This window comes from Halomonas sp. M1 (genome assembly GCF_029581375.1).
In the GTDB taxonomy this organism is placed as follows: domain Bacteria; phylum Pseudomonadota; class Gammaproteobacteria; order Pseudomonadales; family Halomonadaceae; genus Vreelandella.
In genome coordinates, this window is record NZ_CP121119.1 from 2,563,233 (window position 1) to 2,581,397 (window position 18,165).

Here is an 18,165-nt window from a genome sequence, read left to right on the forward strand (position 1 = left end):
GGAGCTTAGGCGATGCGTATCAGCACGGTCACCATGTTTGAGCAAAGCACGGCTTCTATTAACCGTCAGCAAAATGATTTTTTAAAAGTAAGCCAGCAAATCGCCAGTGGAAAGCGGGTAGTGAATCCATCCGATGACCCACAGGCGGCTTCTCGTGCGGTAGGCGTTGACCAATCTAAAGCGATAACACAACAGTTTGCGGATGCGAGGGTTTCGGCGCGCAACTCGCTTTCGCAAACAGAGAGTATCTTGAACAGTGTTAGTGATGCAGTTACCAGTGCCAAAACGCTGTTAGTACAAGCATCGAGCGATACCTTGAGTGACGTTGACCGGCAGTCGGTTGCCAGCGAGCTCAAAGGCATTTACGAAACAATGATTGGTCAGGCGAATGCCACCGACGGCAATGGGCGCTATTTATTCGGTGGGTATGCAGACAATACACCGCCTTTCGTTGCCGATGCGGATGGTAATACTCGATATCAAGGTAGCGATAACTCACGCGAGCAGCGAGTCGATTCTTCTCGGTTAATGCCTGTGACAGAAAACGGCATCACAATTTTCCAGAGCGTGCCTAGTGGCGCTGGTTATATTGCCGAAGCACAAGGCAACGAAGGTAGCGTTACCTTTGGTGGTCCCCAAGTAAATGACATTAATAATGAGGGCTTTGGTGAAAGCTACAAGATTGTCTTTGGTGAGGAGGGGGGGGAGCCTACCTACAGTGTTCAGCGCTTTGATGGCGCAGCGTATGTAGCCGTTGATGATCCTGCACTTACCAATCAACCCTACTCGGGAGATGGTCAGCGTGTTGCTTTTGGTGGCGTTTCCATAACGCTTAACGGGGAGCCCGTAAATGGGGATGAAATTTTAGTGGCGCGAGCAGGCAGTGCCGAACGGCCTGCTGATCTGTTTAGAACGATGGAGCAGGCAATTCGTGTATTAGAAAATCCTGCTGTCACCGCTGCTGATAAGGCTGAGCTACGTAATACGCTCAATACGTCGATGCGTGACTTAGACAACGCACTGGACAATGTGTTGACCGTTCGTGCATCTGCTGGCGCCCGTCTTAACGAGCTGGACGTTATTGATTCTGTAGGCAGTAACCGCATGCTTAACTACGAGCAAACGCTGTCGGATTTAGTGGATCTTGACTATGCGTCTGCTATTTCCGAGTACAGTCTACGTCAGGTGGGATTGCAGGCTGCACAAAAGGCCTTTGTCGATATTAAGGGCATGTCGCTCTTCGATTATATGTAATCCCACGTGTTAAATGCAGTTTTTAAGAGCATGAACCAAGACCCTTGTGCCGTTAGGTGCAGGGGTTTTAGCTTAATGGAGCCATGGTCTCGATTAGGCTCTGCATAAAGGCGAGACCTTGGCTGAAGAGATTTTGTAAAAAGCGGCCTATATCGGTCATCAGTACCATTAGCAAGATCAGCCCAACGGTGAGTGACGTAGGGAAGCCGATATTAAAGACGGTGAGCTGCGGTGCTGAGCGATTGAGGATGCCCAGCGACAGGCTAATAATTAATAACGATCCGGAGAGCGGTAGTGCCAGTAGCATCCCTGACGCAAAAATAGTTCCTGCATAGCGTGCTAATAGCTCAAAGGCATTAGGATTCAACGTGCCGATGCCCACTGGTAAGGTTTGAAAGCTCATTACCAGCGTTTCTAACACCATCAAATGGCCATTGAGCGCAAGAAACATCAGCAGCGTAATCATATATAGAATACGTGACAACACCATAATGTTAGTGCCGCTGGAGAGGTCAAAAAAGCTCGCAAACGCCAGACCCATCTGCAAACCGATAAATTCCCCGGCAGCCTGCACGACGGCAAATATGATGTGCATCACTAAGCCGATGGCTAGACCGATAAGTATTTGTTCCACCATGATGCCGACTCCCGCCCAGGACATAATGGGCACATTCGGCATGGCTGGTAAAACAGGGGCGATCACCACCGCAACGATAACCGCTAGTCCCACCTTAACTTGGTTAGGAATACTGGTATGGCCCCAGAGAGGTGACGCCGCCATAAAGGCCGTTATCCGTGCGAAAGGCCATAGAAATGCCACTAACCAGCCCTGTAGCTGGGCAAACGTGACCTCGACCATTGGCTACATCACCATGTTAGGAATATTAGTGAATAAGCGATGGGTAAAGTCCGTAATCAACCCAAGTAGCCATGGCCCAGCTAATACCAGCACGGCAAAAACGGCCAGTACTTTAGGAATAAATGTCAGCGTCATTTCATTTATCTGCGTGGCGGCTTGGAACAAGCTGATCAGTAGGCCAGTAAACAGAGCGGCCAACAGCATTGGGCCTGCAAGAAACAGGGTCACGCGCATGCCCTGGTAAGCGATGCTCATTACCATTTCCGGGGTCATGGTTTGCTCCTAGTCGCCCGTTGCGACAATTAAATCATGTAAAAGCTTTCAGCTAACGAGCCAATAATTAGCTGCCAGCCGTCTACAAGGATGAACAGCATCAGTTTGAAGGGTAACGAAATAGTAATGGGGGGCACCATCATCATCCCTAGTGCCATTAAGGTACTCGCAACGACAAGGTCAATAATTAAAAATGGGATAAAAATGGTGAAGCCAATCTGAAACGCGGTTTTCAGTTCACTGGTAACAAAAGCGGGTAGTAAGACGCGCATGGGCAGTTCTTCAGGCCCTTGCATGGGGCCGACGTCGGCTAAGCGCACGAACAGTGCTAAATCTGGCTCGCGGGTTTGTGCGAGCATAAATTCGCGAAAAGGACCTTGGGCAAGAAGCAAAAACTCTTCAAAATCAATTGTTTCTTCTGTGAGAGGCACCCATGCGATGTCATACACTTGGGCGATGACGGGTGACATAATAAAAAATGTTAAGAAAAGGGCGATGCCTAGTAGCACTTGATTAGGCGGTGTTGCCTGCGTGCCCATTGCTGTTCTCAGCAAGCTAAGCACAATGATGATGCGCGTAAAGCTAGTCATCATTAGTAGCATCGCTGGCAGAAACGCCAGCGAGCTTAAAAATAGTAGCGTTTGTAGTGATAGCGACCACTGCTGACCGCCATCTTCCAATGGTTGCGAGACTATCCCTGGTAGCTGTTGCGCATGAGCAGGGAAAGCCAGCATTAAGCAGCCAGCAATGACAGCGCTAAAAAGCCACCAGCGGAGCTGGTAAGGCCAGGAGAGGTGCATCACATATCTCATGGTGTTTTCGTTGGGTCAGAAGAGGGAGGGACTTCACTGCCTCGTTTGTCACGGTGACTTGCTAGTGCCTGGGCTAGGCGGTGTGAAAAGCGTGCCGGTGGTTCAGGCGAGGTGGGAGGAGGACGGTCGTTAGGAGCATCACGCTCATGTAACTTGGTAATTCGGCCTCCGCTAACGCCTAGCACTAGCCACGTATCTTCGATTTCGACCACAACGATGCGCTCGCGACTGCCAACAGCGGTATTGCCCACAATGCGTAAGTGGGCGCCTTGATGATGACGTCCCGTTTGCCAGCGCTTTAACAGCGCGGTACATAGCAAAATAATCGCTATTACGAGCGCTAGCGCTGCTGCCGTTTTGCCTAGAACCGCCATCCCTATTAAGGCATCACCGCTGCCGCTAAGGGCATCAATGGGCGTGTTCTGTGTGGAAGAGGTAGCGACGCTCATCGATTTAGTTTGTGGATGCGCTCAGAGGGGGTGATGATCTCTGTAATACGAATGCCATACTTATCTTCGACGACGACGACTTCGCCTTGAGCAATCAAGTAGCCATTGATCAAGATATCCATTGGTTCGCCAGCTAACCCTTCAAGTTCAATGACCGACCCTTGGGCAAGCTCAAGCAGTTGTTTAATCGTAAGCTTGGTGCGGCCCAGCTCTACGGTAAGCTTAACCGGAATATCCATGATCATTTCAAGATCACGGGATTGAGCGCTGCCACTTTCCGGGCCGAGCGGACGAAACACTTCGTCACTTGCTGATTTTGCTACGGGTGCTGGGGGCTTGTGCTCAGGCTCCTCGGCTTGGGTTTGCTCTTCTGCCTCTTGCTCTGCCATCGCAGCCGCCCAAGGATCCTCTTCGCTGCTAGTGGTGCTTGCCTCTTCTTGTTCCGCCATCGCAGCGGACCATAGATCGTCTTCACCGGTATTATCGGTGTTGGCAGTAGGTTCTTCTTGCTCAGACATGGCGTCCGCCCAATCGTCGTTAGAAATTTTTGGATCGGGTTTGTTAGGATCAGTCATGCTTTTGGTTCCTTGGCTTTCTGTCGCGTTGAACCTTTAATAAAGTCCTTGGACGACACGTTATTCAATGCGGCATGGTCGATCATATGCAGGACACGTAAAGCGCGCTGCTGAAGCTGGCTGCCATACTCACACTCCATGACAGGCACTCCATCCACACGTGCGGTGATGGTTTGTGGAATGTCCATGGGCAGTACGTCGCCTTTTTTCAGCCCCATCACATGGGCAATACGGCTTGGTATTTGAGCAAATTCTGCCACTAGCTCGACCTCAGAATGGCGCAGTTCGCTGGCCATACGCCGCGACCATGTACCGTCGTGGTCATGGTTACTGTCGTTAATAGGATTGACCAGCAGGTCACGCAGCGGCTCAATCATCGCGTAGGGCATGCATACTTGGAAGTTGCTGGAAAGGTTGCCAACCTCGATATTGAACTTTGTGTTGACCACAATCTCATTAGGCGAGTTAGTGATATTGGCAAACTTTGACTGCACTTCAGAGCGTAAAAAATGTGCCTCGATAGGGTAAACCACTTTCCACGCTTCTTGATAGGCTTCAAGCGCGAGGTTCAGAAGCCGTTGAATAATGCGCTGCTCGGTATTGGTGAATTCGCGCCCATCGGATTTTGTGACAAAGCGACCGTCGCCGCCGAACAGGTTATCCACCACCATAAAGACAAGATTAGGTGGAAAGACCACCAGCGCGGAGCCACGTAGCGGCTTCATGGACACCAGGTTCAAGTTGGTGGGCACAGGCACGTTACGTGAAAAATCACTAAAGCTTTGGTAGCGAACTGATTCAACGGTGATATCTGCGCTACGGCGAATCAAGTTAAATAAACTGTTACGGAAATAGCGTGCAAAGCGCTCGTTAATAAAGTCAAGCGCGTGCAGGCGTTCGCGTATGACCCTGTGCTGCGTGGCGGGGTCATAAGGGCGAATACGAGTTTCATTCTCAGAGTTGGAAGACGTAGCTGATGGCTCGTCGTCCCCGCTGACACCCTTAAGCAGGGCATCAATTTCTTCCTGGGACAGTAGATCGTCCTGTGACATGAACGGCTCCAGTTCCCGAGGTTATTGCACAATGAATTCAGTAAATAGCACTTCTCGTAAATCGAGAGGCGGCTGATTTTCTGTCAAAGGTACGGTGAGGCGGCTGATGATTGCCTGGGCAAGCTCTTCTTTACCTTCCGTAGAGGTAAGCTCACTAGCTTGTTTACCTGACAACAAAATCAGTAGGCGGCTACGTACTTGAGGCATGTGCTCCTCAATAATGGTCTTACTTTGCTCGTTGCCAACGAGTAACGTAATTCCCGTATAAAGAAGGCGTGAGCCGTAGCGGTCATCTGCGAGGTTGACAGTAAAAGGCTCAATGCGCGTGAAAACAGGCGTTTCGCGCTCTGCGACCCGCTGAATTTCTCCTCCTTCTGCAGTTCCTCGCTGGTCTAACACCATATATATCGCTGCCGCTGCGCCCGCAGACGACAGCACTACTAGAATAATCATTATCCAGAGCAGTTTTTTGGACCCGCTGCTTGTTTCTGCCATTTATTGTTCCCATGATCATGACGCATGACACTAGTCAAGCATTATGCCTAACGCAGCTGCTGATGATGAAATGAACAGACTCCTTTGGAGAGTCTATCTTTTGGTTTAGCTATCTAACCGTAGTGATGCCATTATTTTCATACAGCCACTAAGGCGTGGCTTAAGCATATAGATCGACACGTCCGTCAAGAACTAAAGGTTTACCACCCTCTAGGAGCGTAAGTGCGCTATCGCCTTCTTCACTGCTTCCGCTGTCACCACTACCGTTGGGGGTGTTAGAGCCTTGTTGAGCAAAGGCTTGTTCGTTAGGGTTGTCATGCTCCCCAACGGATGTTTCACCAAGTGAAATTCCTTGTTCAGCCAAGGCTTCACGTAACTGGGGGATCGCTAGCTCAAGCGCTTGGCGGACTTGGGCGTGGGCTGATAAAAAATGCGCCTGTGTTCCGTGCTCGCTCACTTTAAGGGAAATAGAGAGTGGCCCTAACTCTGCCGGGTGGAGTTGCATTTTAACTTGGTGCTCTCCTCCTCGTTGTGCAAGTTGAATAAGCTGCTGGCCAAGCTGAGAAGGCCATGCGGGGCTGCTAACGGGCGTGCCGATTGACGCTGAGGTCATTAAGCTACCTGTCGCTGGCGTAAGGGTGCCGGGCTGAGTTGAAATGGGTGACTCTGCTCCCCTGCCGGTGCTTGGCGTAAGCTCAGCCAGAGCGGTTGCAATGTTTGGCGCATCGCCACCCATGCGTAGCGAACTAGCATTTATATCTACAGGTAGTGCTATGTTGCTGCTTCGATAAGCAGTAAGCGACTGGCTACCTTCTGTGGTATTTGCGCTGGGCAGCAGGTTAGCCACTTGTCGGTGAAGCTCCGTGAGGGTTGTACCCTGCGGTGTGGCGTCACTAAGGGAGTTAAAAGCAGTCAGCAGCTCGGCGGCTTGGCTTTCACTAATAGCCAACTGCTGAGCAATATCAGGTACCTGGGGTGCTGGTTGTGGCTCTGGCGCTTCGGAGAATGCGGCGACTAACGACAATCGTGCCGCGATCTCATCAAGAGGCGTGAGCACTGACGCTTCGCTCAGCGCACCCTCATTAGCCATTGGATGTGTGGTGTTTAAGTCGACAGACTGGAGTTGAGCGAGTAAGTCAGCCAACGCTTCCTCATCCAATTCAATGTCTAGTGATGTTAGCAGTTGAGCAAAGCTGGCTAGCGGATCTGAAGAACTAGCCTCCGGTGGCGGGCTGGTTAACCGCTGAGGCTGAGCGCCAGTTGCTTGCATCAAAGCCTGATGAAAAAGGGCGTGTGGCGCCCCTTTGTGCCCAAGGGTCTGTGCCGGGGCGGATGAGAGGGAGTTTTGACCCTGATTCGCTGAAAGCAGCAGCTGAATATTCATAAGTAAGTTCCCCGGCGCGACGCTAGTGCGGTTTATCAGTAAGTTGGCGAGCCAAACGGCCAGTGACAAAATCATCGCTAGCTTTTTGCTCATGGCGCTCTTGGCGGCGGTGCTCTTCTAATAACCGGCGCGAGGCTAGTGTATCGTAGGAGGAGAGCTTACGCTGCTCTTGCTGCCAATGTTGTTGGCTTTGCTGAACGCGTTTTTGCTGTGCAGCCAGTGCTTGCCTAGCGCGGCTCAGCGCGGCGTCCAACGAAGCTAAAAATTGTTGATAATTGTACATGGTGGCTGGGTCAATACCGTCGCGCATGGCCAGCTGCAAACGTTCGGCATACTCGGCGCGGTAGCGGGTGAGCGATTCAAGTTGGGCTTCGGTCTGCTGTTGTGTTTGGCGCTCTTCGGCCAGCAGCTTGCCCGCTTGATCTCTGGCATCTCGTGCTAGGCCGGTTAACATGTCGATCTGCGAATGACTCATGGTTAGCCTCCCACGGTGGCATGCAGCGCTTGGCGTGACGCTTCAAGCGTTGCGCATTCATCAATATTTTGCTGAAGAAAGCGTTCCAGGGCTGGAAACCGGCTCACTGCTTCATCCAGTTTTGGATCGTGGCCTGGGCTATAGGCGCCTACGCTAATCAGGTCGCGATTACGCTGATAACGTGAAAAAAGTTGCTTAAACGTTCGCGCAGCTTGCAGTTGCTCAGGCGTTGCAATGGCGGTCATAGCGCGGCTAATAGAGGCTTCAATATCAATGGCAGGGTAGTGTCCTGCTTCAGCAAGCCCGCGCGAGAGCACGATATGACCATCCAGGATCGCCCTTGCCGAATCAGCAATAGGATCCTGCTGGTCGTCACCTTCGGTAAGTACGGTATAAAAAGCGGTAATGGAGCCACCACCCCGCTCGGCATTGCCTGCTCGCTCAACTAACCCGGGCAGTTTGGCAAACACCGAGGGTGGGTAGCCCTTGGTAGCAGGCGGCTCGCCGATCGCGAGGGCGATTTCGCGCTGCGCCATGGCATACCGAGTCAATGAATCCATAATAAGCAGCACATTGCGGCCCGCATCGCGGAAGCCTTCGGCTAATCGCGTTGCATAGGCTGCCCCCTGAAGACGCTGAAGCGGCGATGTATCAGCAGGGGCTGCAACGACAACAGCGCGCCTTCTGCCTTCTGGGCCTAAAATATTATCTATGAAGTCTTGTACTTCTCGGCCACGCTCACCAATGAGCCCGACAACGATGACATCCGCTTGGGTGTAGCGCGCCATCATGCCAAGCAGAACAGATTTACCCACCCCTGAGCCTGCAAATAGCCCCATCCGCTGGCCTCGGCCAACGCTGAGCAGGGCATTGATAGCGCGGATGCCCACATCGATCGGTGCGTCGATAGGCGCGCGGGAGAGTGGGTTAAGCAGCGTGGCTTGAAGCGTGGCACGGGGAGCGTCATCAATGCTTTCCCTGTCATCCAGTGGGTTGCCGTTGCCATCTAGTACACGCCCTAGGAGCTCATCACCAATTGGGAAACGTCGTGCGCTGTGCCCACTGCCATCGCTAAGGGGTGTCACCCTAGCCCCCGGCATTAAGCCGGTGATTTCTTCCAAGGGCATAAGAAACAGCTTATCGCCTGAGAAGCCAACAACTTCAGCTTCTGCGTGTTTGTCGCTGTCGTTAAGCCTGCCGTCTGCACCGGGTAATTCAATTCGGCATGCACTGCCTACCGCTACTCGCAATCCCACTACCTCGATCACCATGCCCGTGGCGCGAATCACCCTGCCGCTAGTGCGGTAGCGGGGTAAATGACCAACACGCTGCGTAGTGCGGTTCAGCGCTTTACGCCAGCGGTAGTGGTGAGGGCAAGTGGCATCGCTCATAATAGTGCCTACAAAGAGGTCGAAGGGTCGCTGACGTGATGGCGCTTGCGAAGTTGGGCATGTACGGCCTGCCAGCGGCTTTCAAAAGTGGCGTCTAGCTCGCCCTGGGCGCTAGTGACGCGACAGCCGCCGCGGGCAAGCTGGTCATCAGGTTGGAGTTGCCAGTTAGCGGCGCTTAGTTCGCTACCTAGGTGCTCTTTTACTAACGCATGATCTTCTGGGTTAAGCCACAAGCGCTGTTGTCCAACCAGCGGTGGCTCGGTGTGCAGAAGATCGCGCACAATTGTCAGAATTTGCTCAGGATTCTCTCGGAGAGCATTACCCGCCAGCTGCTTGCCAGTGGCGAGTGCTAGTTCGGTAAGGTCGTGGGCTATCGTTTCATCCATTTGCTCAAGGGCGACCGAGAACTGTTTAGCGAGAGCTTGAAGCGGAGTGACGGTTTGGCGAACCTGCTGTTTAAGCGTTTCTTCGGCCTGAGCGTGCCCCTCTTGGAGGCCTTGCGCTAGCCCCTCTTGATGGCCACGTGCCAAGCCTGCCTGATAGCCATCTTGCTCAGCTTGTTGGCGAATACGCTCATAGAGTGCTTGGCGTTCTTGCTCTTCTCGCTGGCGTGCTTGCTCCGCAGCGCGCTGTGCCGCCTCAACTTTGCGTTGTTGCGCGGAGGGAGCAGAGAAGTCGCTCTCTTGGAAGTTGGCGCTCTGCTCCTTTAGCTCATCCATCTGCCAGCGCCGCCAGGTGCCATGGCGGTCAAACTCGGGGGAGTGAGTATTAGACATACTCATCATCTCCACCTGATAAGACGACCTCGCCAGAATCCGCTAAACGACGAACCACCTGTAGAATGGCTTTTTGTTCCGTCTCTACCTGGGAAACCCGGATGGGGCCGCGGGCTTCCATATCTTCGCGAACCAAATCTGCAGCCCGTTGCGACATATTGCGCAGGAACTTGTCGACCAGTGCATCCTGGGCGCCTTTGAGGGCCACCACCAGGGAGTTGGTTTCGACTTCTTGCAGCACCATTTGGATTGCACGGTTGTCCAGGTCGAGTAGGTTCTCGAATAGGAACATTTCGTCGATAATTTTCTGTGCAAGGTCTTCGCTGTGCGAGCGAACGGTTTCGATGGCGACTTCTTCTTGCGAAGAGTTCATCAGGTTCAAAATTTCGGCGGCTGTTCTTACGCCGCCCATTTTGCTGCGTTTGAGGTTCTGACCATCCAGCATGCTGGTGAGTACCTCGGTGAGCTCTTGGAGTGCCGCTGGCTGAACGCCGCTAAAGGTGGCTATGCGCAGAACCACATCGTTGCGCAGTTTCTCTTCAAACAGTTCCAGAATGTCGGCAGCCTGGTGACGGTCTAAATGAACCAGGATGGTGGCAATAATCTGCGGGTGCTCATCGCGGATAAGCTCTGACACCATGGAAGCTTCCATAAGGTTCAGTGCATCGATGCCCGAGTTGCCTCCCGTGGTTTCAAGGATATCCTCGATGAGGCTGGTGGCGCGCTCACTGCCAAGAGCCTTAGTAAGTACCGAACGAATATGCTCGCTGGAGTTGAGGTTAAGCGCCACGAACTCTTCGGACTCATTGTGAAACGCTTCCAAAACAGCCTTCATATCCTCGTGGGAGACTTGGTGCAAGCGCGCCATTTCCGTACTGATATCTTGCACTTCGGTAGCGCTCAGAAATTTAAACACTTCGGCAGCGCTGTCTTCGTCAAGGGCAAGTAGCAGGATAGCGCTCTTGCGCGCCCCGCTCATTTCGGCAATAGAGCTACTCATTAGCATTCATCCAACTACGGATAATCATCGCGACCATGCGGGGGTCTTCTTGAGCCATTTCCCGCAGGTCGTTGAGATTGTGTTCGTACAGCGATGTTTTACGGCGACGTTTAGGCTTGTCGCTATAGGTATCACCGTCCTCTGAAGACGCCTCGTCCTCTTCACCATCTTTTTCGTCGCCGACGCTGACGCTAAAGGTACTGCCGGGGCCAGGCATAGCGGCTGCCATGACGGGGGTCTGCGTATAGCGCTTGATCAGCGGGCGGAGAATCAGCAGATAAAGCAGTAGTGCAGCAAGCGCCACGAGTAAGTAGCGCCCCAGCGTAGAGGCAAGAGAGAGCATCTCGGGCTGCCGCCACCAATCGGTCTCATCCGTCGCCTCGTCGGTGCTAGCGAAGGGGGTGTTAACAACTTCGACTTGATCGCCTCTGTCCAGTGAGAACCCCATCGCTTGTTGAACGAGACGCTCTAGCTGAGCAACTTCTTCAGGGCTTAAAGCGACTTGTTCTACCTCGCCCTCATCATTAATGGCGCGGCGGAAGTTTACGACAACCGCTGCCGAGAGACGCTGAACCTGCCCTAGGCGGTGCTGAATATGCTCAATGCTACGATCAACTTCGTAATTAACGACGTCATCTTGGCGTAGGTTGCGTAGCGCATTGGCCGGCAGGTCATTCTCACCCTCCTCAGCGTCTGGCTGATTGATAGGGGCAGGTGCTACGCCAGGCGGAGTGTTACTAAGCGCGCCGGGTATTCCCGTTGCTAATGGGTCTTCGCCGTCATAAGAAAGGCTTAGCTGACGGCTGCGCACGGCCGATTCATTAGGCGCTTGGTTAGGGCCATAACGCTCAGAGGTTTCTTCACGGCGTGAAAAATCGATTTGTGCAGCCACCTGGGCGCGCACGTTTTCACTGCCCAAGATAGGCGAAAGAATATTCTCGATACGTTGCTGGTAGGAGCGCTCTACTTCGGTGATATACGCCAGTTGGGAACCATCAAGGTCATTCCCCTGAGTGGTGTTGGCGGTCAATAGGCGACCGTTTTGGTCGACTACCGTGACGTCCTCGGTGGACAGTTCAGGAACGCTGCTGGAGACCATGTGCACAATAGCGCTGACCTGGCCTTCACCTAAAACTCGGCCGGGTAGTAGGGTCAGAACAATGGATGCCTTGGCAGGCTCGCGGTCGCGTATAAAGACCGACGGCTTGGCCATGGAAAGGTGAACCCGCACCCGTTCCACTGGGCCAAGTGACTCAATGGAGCGGGCCAATTCACCTTCTAGGCCGCGCTGGAAGTTGACCTGTTCAGCAAACTGACTAATACCGAAGGCTTGGTTATCCATAAGCTCCAGGCCAAGGTTGCCGCCGCGAGGCAGGCCTTGCTCAGCAAGCTGAAGCCTAAGCGTGTGAACATGATTGCCAGGCACTAAGAGCGCTTGGCCGCCTTCGCTAAATTGATAGGGAACGCCTCGACTATCGAGTTCGGCGATGATGCGCCCGCCGTCGGCTTCACTAAGGTTGCTGTAGAGCACGCGGTATTCAGGGCTGCTGGCCCACATGAAAAGCGCAGCGACAACAGCAATAGACGCAGCAGCAGCGACCAATAGCACTACCAGAGGGTTGCCACGCAGCTGTTTCAGCATGCGTTCAGCCGTCGGCGTGCTTTTAGTCTCACTCTCTGCCGTTCCACTGCGGGGGGCGTTTTGGGGCGTACTGTTCTGACGGCCTGCCGTAGCACCAGTTTCGCTCATGCATCCCTCCTAGAGGGCAGGCAAAACCGATGACGGCCCAGGCGCATCACCAAAGAAGGCATAGGCTATATCCGTCGATCGCGGTTATCCGCTGAAAGTAGTAAGCGGAATTATGATGAACGCCATTATCCCGGGGCGCGTCGACCATAAATGAACGAAAAGCTTGGCTTTTCGTACCTATTTGTTCGTATGAGTCTTATGCTACCAGTGATAGGCTGCAGGCATTATTTTACTTTCATGCGAATGAGGCATACGTATGAGTTCTCCCCCTATTCAGGCTGCCTTGCAGCAGATGCAGAACATGGCTTCCCAGGCGGCTCAGCCTATTAAAGGCGAGCATGTCTCTACCGCTGTTGGTCAGGGCGGTTTTGGCAGTGAGCTGCAAGCTTCCATACAGCGCATTAACCGTCTTCAGCAGAGTGCTAACACTAAGGCAATGGCGTTTCAGGCAGGCGAGCCTAATGTTGAGTTAAATGACGTTATGGTAGATATGCAAAAGGCCAGCGTTGCGTTTCAGATGGGGTTGCAGGTGCGTAACCGGCTAGTCTCTGCCTATCGGGACGTGATGAATATGCAGGTCTAACTAGCAAGGCAAAGCTGGGGCTATGGGCGTGGTGTGAGAAAAGTAGCATGGCGAACGCTAACTGAAAGGCTAATCAGTTTTTAAAGTCTTACTGTGTACTGCTAAGCGTTCGCTTGCTAAACACGGTTATTTTACGCTTCCGCTGAGATAAGTCGGCCTTGCATTTCTTCTAGCTGTTCGGCAAGTAAAAGCACTTCTTCAGCCGGTATTTGGCGAATCACATCACCTGTATCTCGGTCGACAACCCGGGTGATGATGCGCGTGGACTGTTCGCTAACATCAAACTCAAGGCCGCGTGGTCGCATAACATCATTAATACGCTGTATGGGTTCAACCAGCTCTTCTTTTGTGATTGTGTTGCTGGCAGGAGCTTGGCTCTCTTGTGTTGTGAGTTGGCTTAGCTTATTCACAAGCTCTTGGCGTGGCGTAAGCGTTTGCGTTGATGGAGTGGGTAGTGAAGCAGACGCGCTGTCTAATGGCAGTGGGCCCATAAGAGACGTTCCTTCAAAGGTAAGTAAGCCTAACGGCTAGGTAGCGTTGCAATATCAAAGGCTGAGGCAGCTTATTACTTAATTGTTGAGCCTCACTATGTTTATCGGCCGACACATTCTAATCTTTAGAAGTTAATGCTGGGCCTGTGGTGCTTTTCTTAGATCGACAAGTTTTTATAGATAGGTATCTGTAAAAAGAAAAACATAATTAGGCTGGTGGGCTCATGTGGCTTGCTGAAAGCTTCTGTTATGCTCTGTCGCTTCAGGGTAGGTGTCAAACAATAACGTGGTAGGGAAGGCGAGACGAGCATGGTCGTTCAGCAAGAAGAATATGAAGGCGTTACCAGTGCCTCAGCGATAAGCGCGTATTTGAATGCCATGATTGAAAGCGGTGGTGTATCGCTCTGTTTGGCTGCGTCGGATGCGCGTCCTGAGCCTATTGTGTTAATGGAGCAGCACGTTGGTGAAACCCTGGTCATGGATCTGTCCTCCGTGGATTACTTGCTAGGCCGCCTGCAGCAGGGCGAACAGTTTTTTTTACGTGGTCAGTCTCAGGGCAAGGTGTTGCGTACGCCGCTGCTTTCGCTAACCGAAACGCGACGCACCGGTGGGCGTTTTTTATGCTGTAGCGACTATCCAGTCTCAATAGATGTGCTGCAGCGGCGCGAATCGTTTCGCGCAGAGTTACGCATGGGGATGGTGGTGTCCGCAGCCGTGGTGAGCGCTGATGGTGAGAGCGTCCAAGGTGAGTTACGCGATCTTTCCCAGGATGGTTGTCAGATAGAGCTACCCTTAACTGCGAGTGGCGTGCTTGCTGAGGCAGATGGCCCCCTTAAGCTTGCCTACACTTTTCCTGATGGTACTTATTTTGAAGTGCTGGGCGTGGCCCGCCACCAGAAAACAGACGCTGAGCGCCATATCTTGCGGGTAGGGTTTCGTTTTGCCAATTGCACGTCGGATCAAGAGCGTCAAATTTGGTACTTCGTGTGTGAAATTGAGCGTGAAGCGGCACGTTATAAGAAAGAGACGCAAGAGGATCGTCAGCCGTCGCCATTGTTTGAGCAGGCAGGTAGGCGCACCGACGGGTCAGAGCTCGTTGGGCGCCGCGATATTAAGCGTTACGCCACCCCGACGGCTCGGCGCCTTGTGAAAGTAGCGGCCTACCTCGATGCTCAATTACTGCTGCTAAAACAGGGTAGTGATATTGACTCTCGGCAGCTTTCACGCAACGCCGACCGTGTGTTAATGCTTCATGAAGAAGACCGCGAGGCCTTGCTATTTGCTTCACGCTGCTTATCCCCCGAGCCGCTCCTCGTGCGCCATGGTATTGCCGTGGCAGTGCACCTGCTGGATTTGGTGGGAAGTAACATGCCGCGCGATGTGCAAAAGGCGATTGTGGCCAGTGGTCTGATCCACGATCTAGGCAAAGCGCTTGTGCCCCAGGTGGTATTCAAGGCGCCCAATTTTGAAGCGACCCATCGTCAGGCCATGAGTGAGCATGTGTCCCTTTTAATGGATCGGCTGCACAACTGCCAGTGGCTTTCAGCCTCCGTTGCCAAGGCGGTAATTGGGGGTATTAACGAGCGGCTTGATGGCAGTGGCTATCCGGAAGGCTTATCGGGTAATGACATCAACGAGTTGGCTAAAGCCAGTGCAATTGTGGATGTTGTTGAGGCAATGCGCCGTGATCGGGCCGATCGTCCAGCTCGAACAGCGCAACAAATTTATCGTCATTTATTGCGTCATCCGCATCAATTTGATCCTCGTTGGATCAAGCGCTATGTCGAACACTTCAAAACGCTTCCTGTTGGCTCGCTTGCCCACTTTTCAAGTGAGCAATTGGCCTGGATCGTGCGTCTTAATAAAGATGGGACGCCAGCGGAGGTAGTGCTGGCCGAGGGGGTTGAGCCGCCACTGCGCGATACGTTGGGAGTATCCGTGCGTGGTGATGTCTTTGAGCGGTTAGGGCGGCCTGTTAGGGAAGTGGCAGTATCCACCTGATATGGGCTTTGCTGCCATTGTCTAGCAGCAACGCTAACGTTCACCCCGTGAACATTACTTTTCTAAGCGAAAGTGTGTCTGAGGGTTAAAGTCTGTGGTTGGCGCGCCGATATAACTACATAGCTGAGTTTGAAAGCTCAAATTTTTGAATCATTAACAGCATGTATTGGCCCTATGGGCTCAGCTGTTGTGTTACCTAATGAAGGAGTGCCCGCTTATGACATACTCTCGCGGTGGCGCCGCCTACGGACGTGGTGCTAAGGCGTATGCTCGTGTCGGCGTGGAAAGCGGTGTGATGTCTGCTGACCCGCACCAGCTTATCGTAATGCTGTTTGACGGCGCCCAAGCGGCTATCCGGGCGGCACGAATTCACATGCAGGCAGGCAACACAGCCGAGAAGGGAAAGTCGATATCCAAGGCGTTGGATATTGTTAATAATGGATTAGCGGCTGCATTGGATCAGGAGCAGGGCGGTGCCATTGCTGAGCGGCTAGCTTCCTTGTACGACTATATTGCCCGCTTACTCTTAGTTGCTAACCTACGTAACGATGAAGAGAGTCTGAGTCAGGCGGAACGGTTACTGGAAGATATCGCTTCAGCTTGGCGTGAAATCGGCCAACAGCAGAGTGCATGAGGCAACTATGTCGGGTTCTGAAGCTGTCCACGGCTCTACTCCACAAGCGCTGCTAGAGGCTTACGCCAAACTGCTTGTACGTGCAAAGCATATGCAAGAGCTAGCCAATGCGGAGCAGTGGCCAGAGCTTATTGAGCAGCGTACCCATTACGTTACGTTAGTCGAAGAGCTACGCGAGCTTGATAAACAAGTCGTGTTAGATGCTTCTGCCAAAACTCGTAAGGCTGAGCTGCTGGAAAGTATTCTTGAGCACGACGTTGAAATTCGCCGACGTTTGGTTGCTCGGCGTGAGGAGCTTGGGAAGTTAATTGGCGTATCTCAGCGCCAGCGTGATTTGCACAGAGCCTATGCGCCGCAGCAGGGCAGTCATGACATTTATGACCCTGAAGGCACACAAGACCAGGGGGCTCCGTGAGTGGCATCACGCCACTTATTGATACCCTCATGCACCAAGTGCTTGGGCGTCAAGGAGAAGCCTCTTTACAGCGCTCCTTGAATGCTCCTGTGCAGCCTGTTCCGCCGGGAGAAGGGCCGCGAGCCTTACAAGGTGATGCTAGCTTAGACGGGCGACCAATGTCGCTGCCGCTAGGTGACCTCAAGCGCTTACCAACCTCCCCGGATGGGCAGCGCCTAACTACCCAGGGCGGCGCCAATACAGCCCCAGGCTCCACCCAGACTCATTTAAGTCCTGCGGCACGCACGATTGCGGATGTATTGCTGCGTTTTCCTGCGCCGCCCACCGTTATGCGCCCTGAAGCTCCCCTAATGAGCGCTCTAGACGCGCCGTCAGCTACGACGCTCGCGACGCGTCTAGAGTCGAGCGTACGTGATAGTGGTTTGTTCTACGAGTCTCATTTGAAGCGTTGGTTCCAGGGGGATGTTTCTCGTCAGCAGCTACTGCGTGAGCCTCAGATGCAGCCCGGCCCACGGCCTGTGCTGCCTGCTAGCGTGAATGTGTTGTCGGCGGTTGCTACCTCTTTAGCGCCGGGCTCCTCTGCGCCAACGGGACCTGGCAACTTTTCTATTTTGCCTAATACAGCGCTGGTACCAGTCGCAAGCGATAGGCTGATACTTGAGCGCCCCGTGGCCTTCCTTAATACGCCAGCCAGCCCTGCCGCGTTACAGGCAGAGCGGCAAGAATCGGCCCAAGCGAGAGTTGAAACAGTGGGCGCTCGCGAGCTAGCCGACGTAGCTATCCAGCGCGGTGGTCGTGAGATTGTTCATGAAAACCTGCAGAGCCTAGTGCGTCAGCAGCTGGAGATGCTGGTTATGCCTACCATACGTTGGGAGGGAGACGTGTGGGCCGGGATTTTTATGGCGCTAGTGATTAACTTGCCTACACGTGACGAGGGGCGTGAGGGTGCCCAGGACGAGACTGATTCGGGCGAAGGGTGGCGCTCTGAAATGCAGCTCGAAGTGCCCAATATAGGCGCCTTTAGCGTTACTTTATGGCTCTATCAGTCAGTGCTCAGCATCGACCTTACCACCGAAGACTTGGCGACATATCGGCAACTTGAGCAGGGGGTAAGCGCGTTAGAGCAACGTTTAGGAGCCTTGGATTTTCGCAAAGTTCAGGTTAAATCACGGCATATAAGTTTGGAGAGCCACCATGACGACGCCGGGTGAGCGCCGCCGCCAAGCCGTGGCATTGGCTTATCGAGATGGGGAGCAGGCACCCCGGGTAGTGGCGAAAGGGTATGGTGAGTTAGCTGAGAGGATTATGGCAGAGGCGCAGCGCCAGGGGATTTATGTGCACGATGCTCCTGAGTTGGTGGCGCTGCTCATGCAGCTGGATTTAGATGCCGAGATACCGGCGAGTTTATATCAGGTCGTTGCTGAGCTTCTGGTGTGGGTGTTTGAGCTTTCAGAAGGTGCGCTAAGTCACCGTGAACAGCTCAAGTAGCCAATGTA

Annotated in this window: 21 protein-coding genes; 7 read left to right on the plus strand and 14 right to left on the minus strand. The window is 53.1% G+C overall.

Annotation, left to right across the window (positions count from 1 at the left end):
* Positions 1–12 precede the first annotated feature (12 nt).
* Positions 13–1,254: a flagellar hook-associated protein FlgL gene (gene flgL / locus P8S54_RS11825; protein WP_281441909.1), complete on the plus strand. Its 1,242-nt coding sequence runs from the start codon at positions 13–15 to the stop codon at positions 1,252–1,254.
* 67 nt (positions 1,255–1,321) lie between these two features.
* Here flgL and fliR read toward each other — a convergent pair whose 3' ends face one another.
* The 13 genes from fliR to fliF form a co-directional block, all read right to left on the minus strand.
* Positions 1,322–2,113, minus strand: a complete 792-nt coding sequence (fliR, locus tag P8S54_RS11830; protein ID WP_281441910.1) for a flagellar biosynthetic protein FliR — start codon at positions 2,111–2,113, stop codon at positions 1,322–1,324.
* A 3-nt stretch (positions 2,114–2,116) separates the two neighbouring features.
* Positions 2,117–2,386: a flagellar biosynthesis protein FliQ gene (gene fliQ / locus P8S54_RS11835; RefSeq protein ID WP_078089763.1), complete on the minus strand. Its 270-nt coding sequence runs from the start codon at positions 2,384–2,386 to the stop codon at positions 2,117–2,119.
* Positions 2,387–2,415: 29 nt separating this feature from the next.
* Positions 2,416–3,198 (minus strand): flagellar type III secretion system pore protein FliP, encoded by a 783-nt coding sequence (gene fliP / locus P8S54_RS11840; protein WP_281441911.1) that lies wholly within the window; start codon positions 3,196–3,198, stop codon positions 2,416–2,418.
* The gene (gene fliO, locus P8S54_RS11845) at positions 3,195–3,647 is read right to left on the minus strand and encodes a flagellar biosynthetic protein FliO (RefSeq protein ID WP_281441912.1); all 453 of its coding nucleotides are present in this window, start codon (positions 3,645–3,647) and stop codon (positions 3,195–3,197) included. The genes fliP and fliO overlap by 4 nt, the downstream gene beginning before the upstream one ends.
* Positions 3,644–4,222, minus strand: a complete 579-nt coding sequence (gene fliN, locus P8S54_RS11850) for a flagellar motor switch protein FliN (RefSeq protein ID WP_281441913.1) — start codon at positions 4,220–4,222, stop codon at positions 3,644–3,646. Before fliN ends, fliO begins: the two co-directional genes overlap by 4 nt.
* Positions 4,219–5,274: a flagellar motor switch protein FliM gene (fliM, locus tag P8S54_RS11855; RefSeq protein ID WP_281441914.1), complete on the minus strand. Its 1,056-nt coding sequence runs from the start codon at positions 5,272–5,274 to the stop codon at positions 4,219–4,221. Before fliM ends, fliN begins: the two co-directional genes overlap by 4 nt.
* Before the next feature lie 21 nt (positions 5,275–5,295).
* Positions 5,296–5,769 (minus strand): flagellar basal body-associated protein FliL, encoded by a 474-nt coding sequence (gene fliL / locus P8S54_RS11860; RefSeq protein ID WP_281441915.1) that lies wholly within the window; start codon positions 5,767–5,769, stop codon positions 5,296–5,298.
* Positions 5,770–5,929: 160 nt separating this feature from the next.
* Positions 5,930–7,153 (minus strand): flagellar hook-length control protein FliK, encoded by a 1,224-nt coding sequence (locus P8S54_RS11865; protein ID WP_281441916.1) that lies wholly within the window; start codon positions 7,151–7,153, stop codon positions 5,930–5,932.
* A gap of 22 nt (positions 7,154–7,175) precedes the next feature.
* Positions 7,176–7,628, minus strand: a complete 453-nt coding sequence (gene fliJ, locus P8S54_RS11870; RefSeq protein WP_281441917.1) for a flagellar export protein FliJ — start codon at positions 7,626–7,628, stop codon at positions 7,176–7,178.
* 2 nt (positions 7,629–7,630) lie between these two features.
* Positions 7,631–9,019: a flagellar protein export ATPase FliI gene (gene fliI, locus P8S54_RS11875; protein ID WP_281441918.1), complete on the minus strand. Its 1,389-nt coding sequence runs from the start codon at positions 9,017–9,019 to the stop codon at positions 7,631–7,633.
* 8 nt (positions 9,020–9,027) lie between these two features.
* Complete coding sequence (locus P8S54_RS11880) at positions 9,028–9,795, minus strand: flagellar assembly protein FliH (protein ID WP_281441919.1); 768 nt, start codon at positions 9,793–9,795, stop codon at positions 9,028–9,030.
* A complete protein-coding gene (gene fliG, locus P8S54_RS11885; RefSeq protein ID WP_281441920.1) occupies positions 9,788–10,795 on the minus strand; it encodes a flagellar motor switch protein FliG in 1,008 nt (335 codons plus the stop codon). The genes P8S54_RS11880 and fliG overlap by 8 nt, the downstream gene beginning before the upstream one ends.
* On the minus strand, positions 10,788–12,545 hold the full coding sequence (gene fliF, locus P8S54_RS11890) for a flagellar basal-body MS-ring/collar protein FliF (protein ID WP_281441921.1): 1,758 nt from the start codon (positions 12,543–12,545) through the stop codon (positions 10,788–10,790). Before fliF ends, fliG begins: the two co-directional genes overlap by 8 nt.
* 256 nt (positions 12,546–12,801) lie before the next feature.
* Between fliF and fliE the strand changes: the two genes are divergently transcribed.
* Positions 12,802–13,128: a flagellar hook-basal body complex protein FliE gene (fliE, locus tag P8S54_RS11895; RefSeq protein WP_281441922.1), complete on the plus strand. Its 327-nt coding sequence runs from the start codon at positions 12,802–12,804 to the stop codon at positions 13,126–13,128.
* 131 nt (positions 13,129–13,259) lie between these two features.
* Here the strand turns inward: fliE and P8S54_RS11900 are convergent, their stop codons facing one another.
* Complete coding sequence (locus P8S54_RS11900) at positions 13,260–13,619, minus strand: flagellar protein FlaG (RefSeq protein WP_281441923.1); 360 nt, start codon at positions 13,617–13,619, stop codon at positions 13,260–13,262.
* Between the two features lie 309 nt (positions 13,620–13,928).
* On the opposite strand from P8S54_RS11900, the gene P8S54_RS11905 reads away from it, so the two are divergent.
* From P8S54_RS11905 to P8S54_RS11925, 5 genes are all read left to right on the plus strand, one after another.
* On the plus strand, positions 13,929–15,620 hold the full coding sequence (locus tag P8S54_RS11905) for an HD domain-containing phosphohydrolase (RefSeq protein ID WP_281441924.1): 1,692 nt from the start codon (positions 13,929–13,931) through the stop codon (positions 15,618–15,620).
* Between the two features lie 217 nt (positions 15,621–15,837).
* A complete protein-coding gene (gene fliS, locus P8S54_RS11910; RefSeq protein WP_009097785.1) occupies positions 15,838–16,254 on the plus strand; it encodes a flagellar export chaperone FliS in 417 nt (138 codons plus the stop codon).
* A gap of 7 nt (positions 16,255–16,261) precedes the next feature.
* Complete coding sequence (fliT, locus tag P8S54_RS11915) at positions 16,262–16,669, plus strand: flagellar protein FliT (RefSeq protein ID WP_281441925.1); 408 nt, start codon at positions 16,262–16,264, stop codon at positions 16,667–16,669.
* The gene (locus tag P8S54_RS11920) at positions 16,666–17,880 is read left to right on the plus strand and encodes a flagellar hook-length control protein FliK (RefSeq protein ID WP_281441926.1); all 1,215 of its coding nucleotides are present in this window, start codon (positions 16,666–16,668) and stop codon (positions 17,878–17,880) included. Before fliT ends, P8S54_RS11920 begins: the two co-directional genes overlap by 4 nt.
* The gene (locus P8S54_RS11925; RefSeq protein WP_009097778.1) at positions 17,864–18,157 is read left to right on the plus strand and encodes an EscU/YscU/HrcU family type III secretion system export apparatus switch protein; all 294 of its coding nucleotides are present in this window, start codon (positions 17,864–17,866) and stop codon (positions 18,155–18,157) included. Before P8S54_RS11920 ends, P8S54_RS11925 begins: the two co-directional genes overlap by 17 nt.
* The last annotated feature ends 8 nt before the right edge of the window (positions 18,158–18,165 follow it).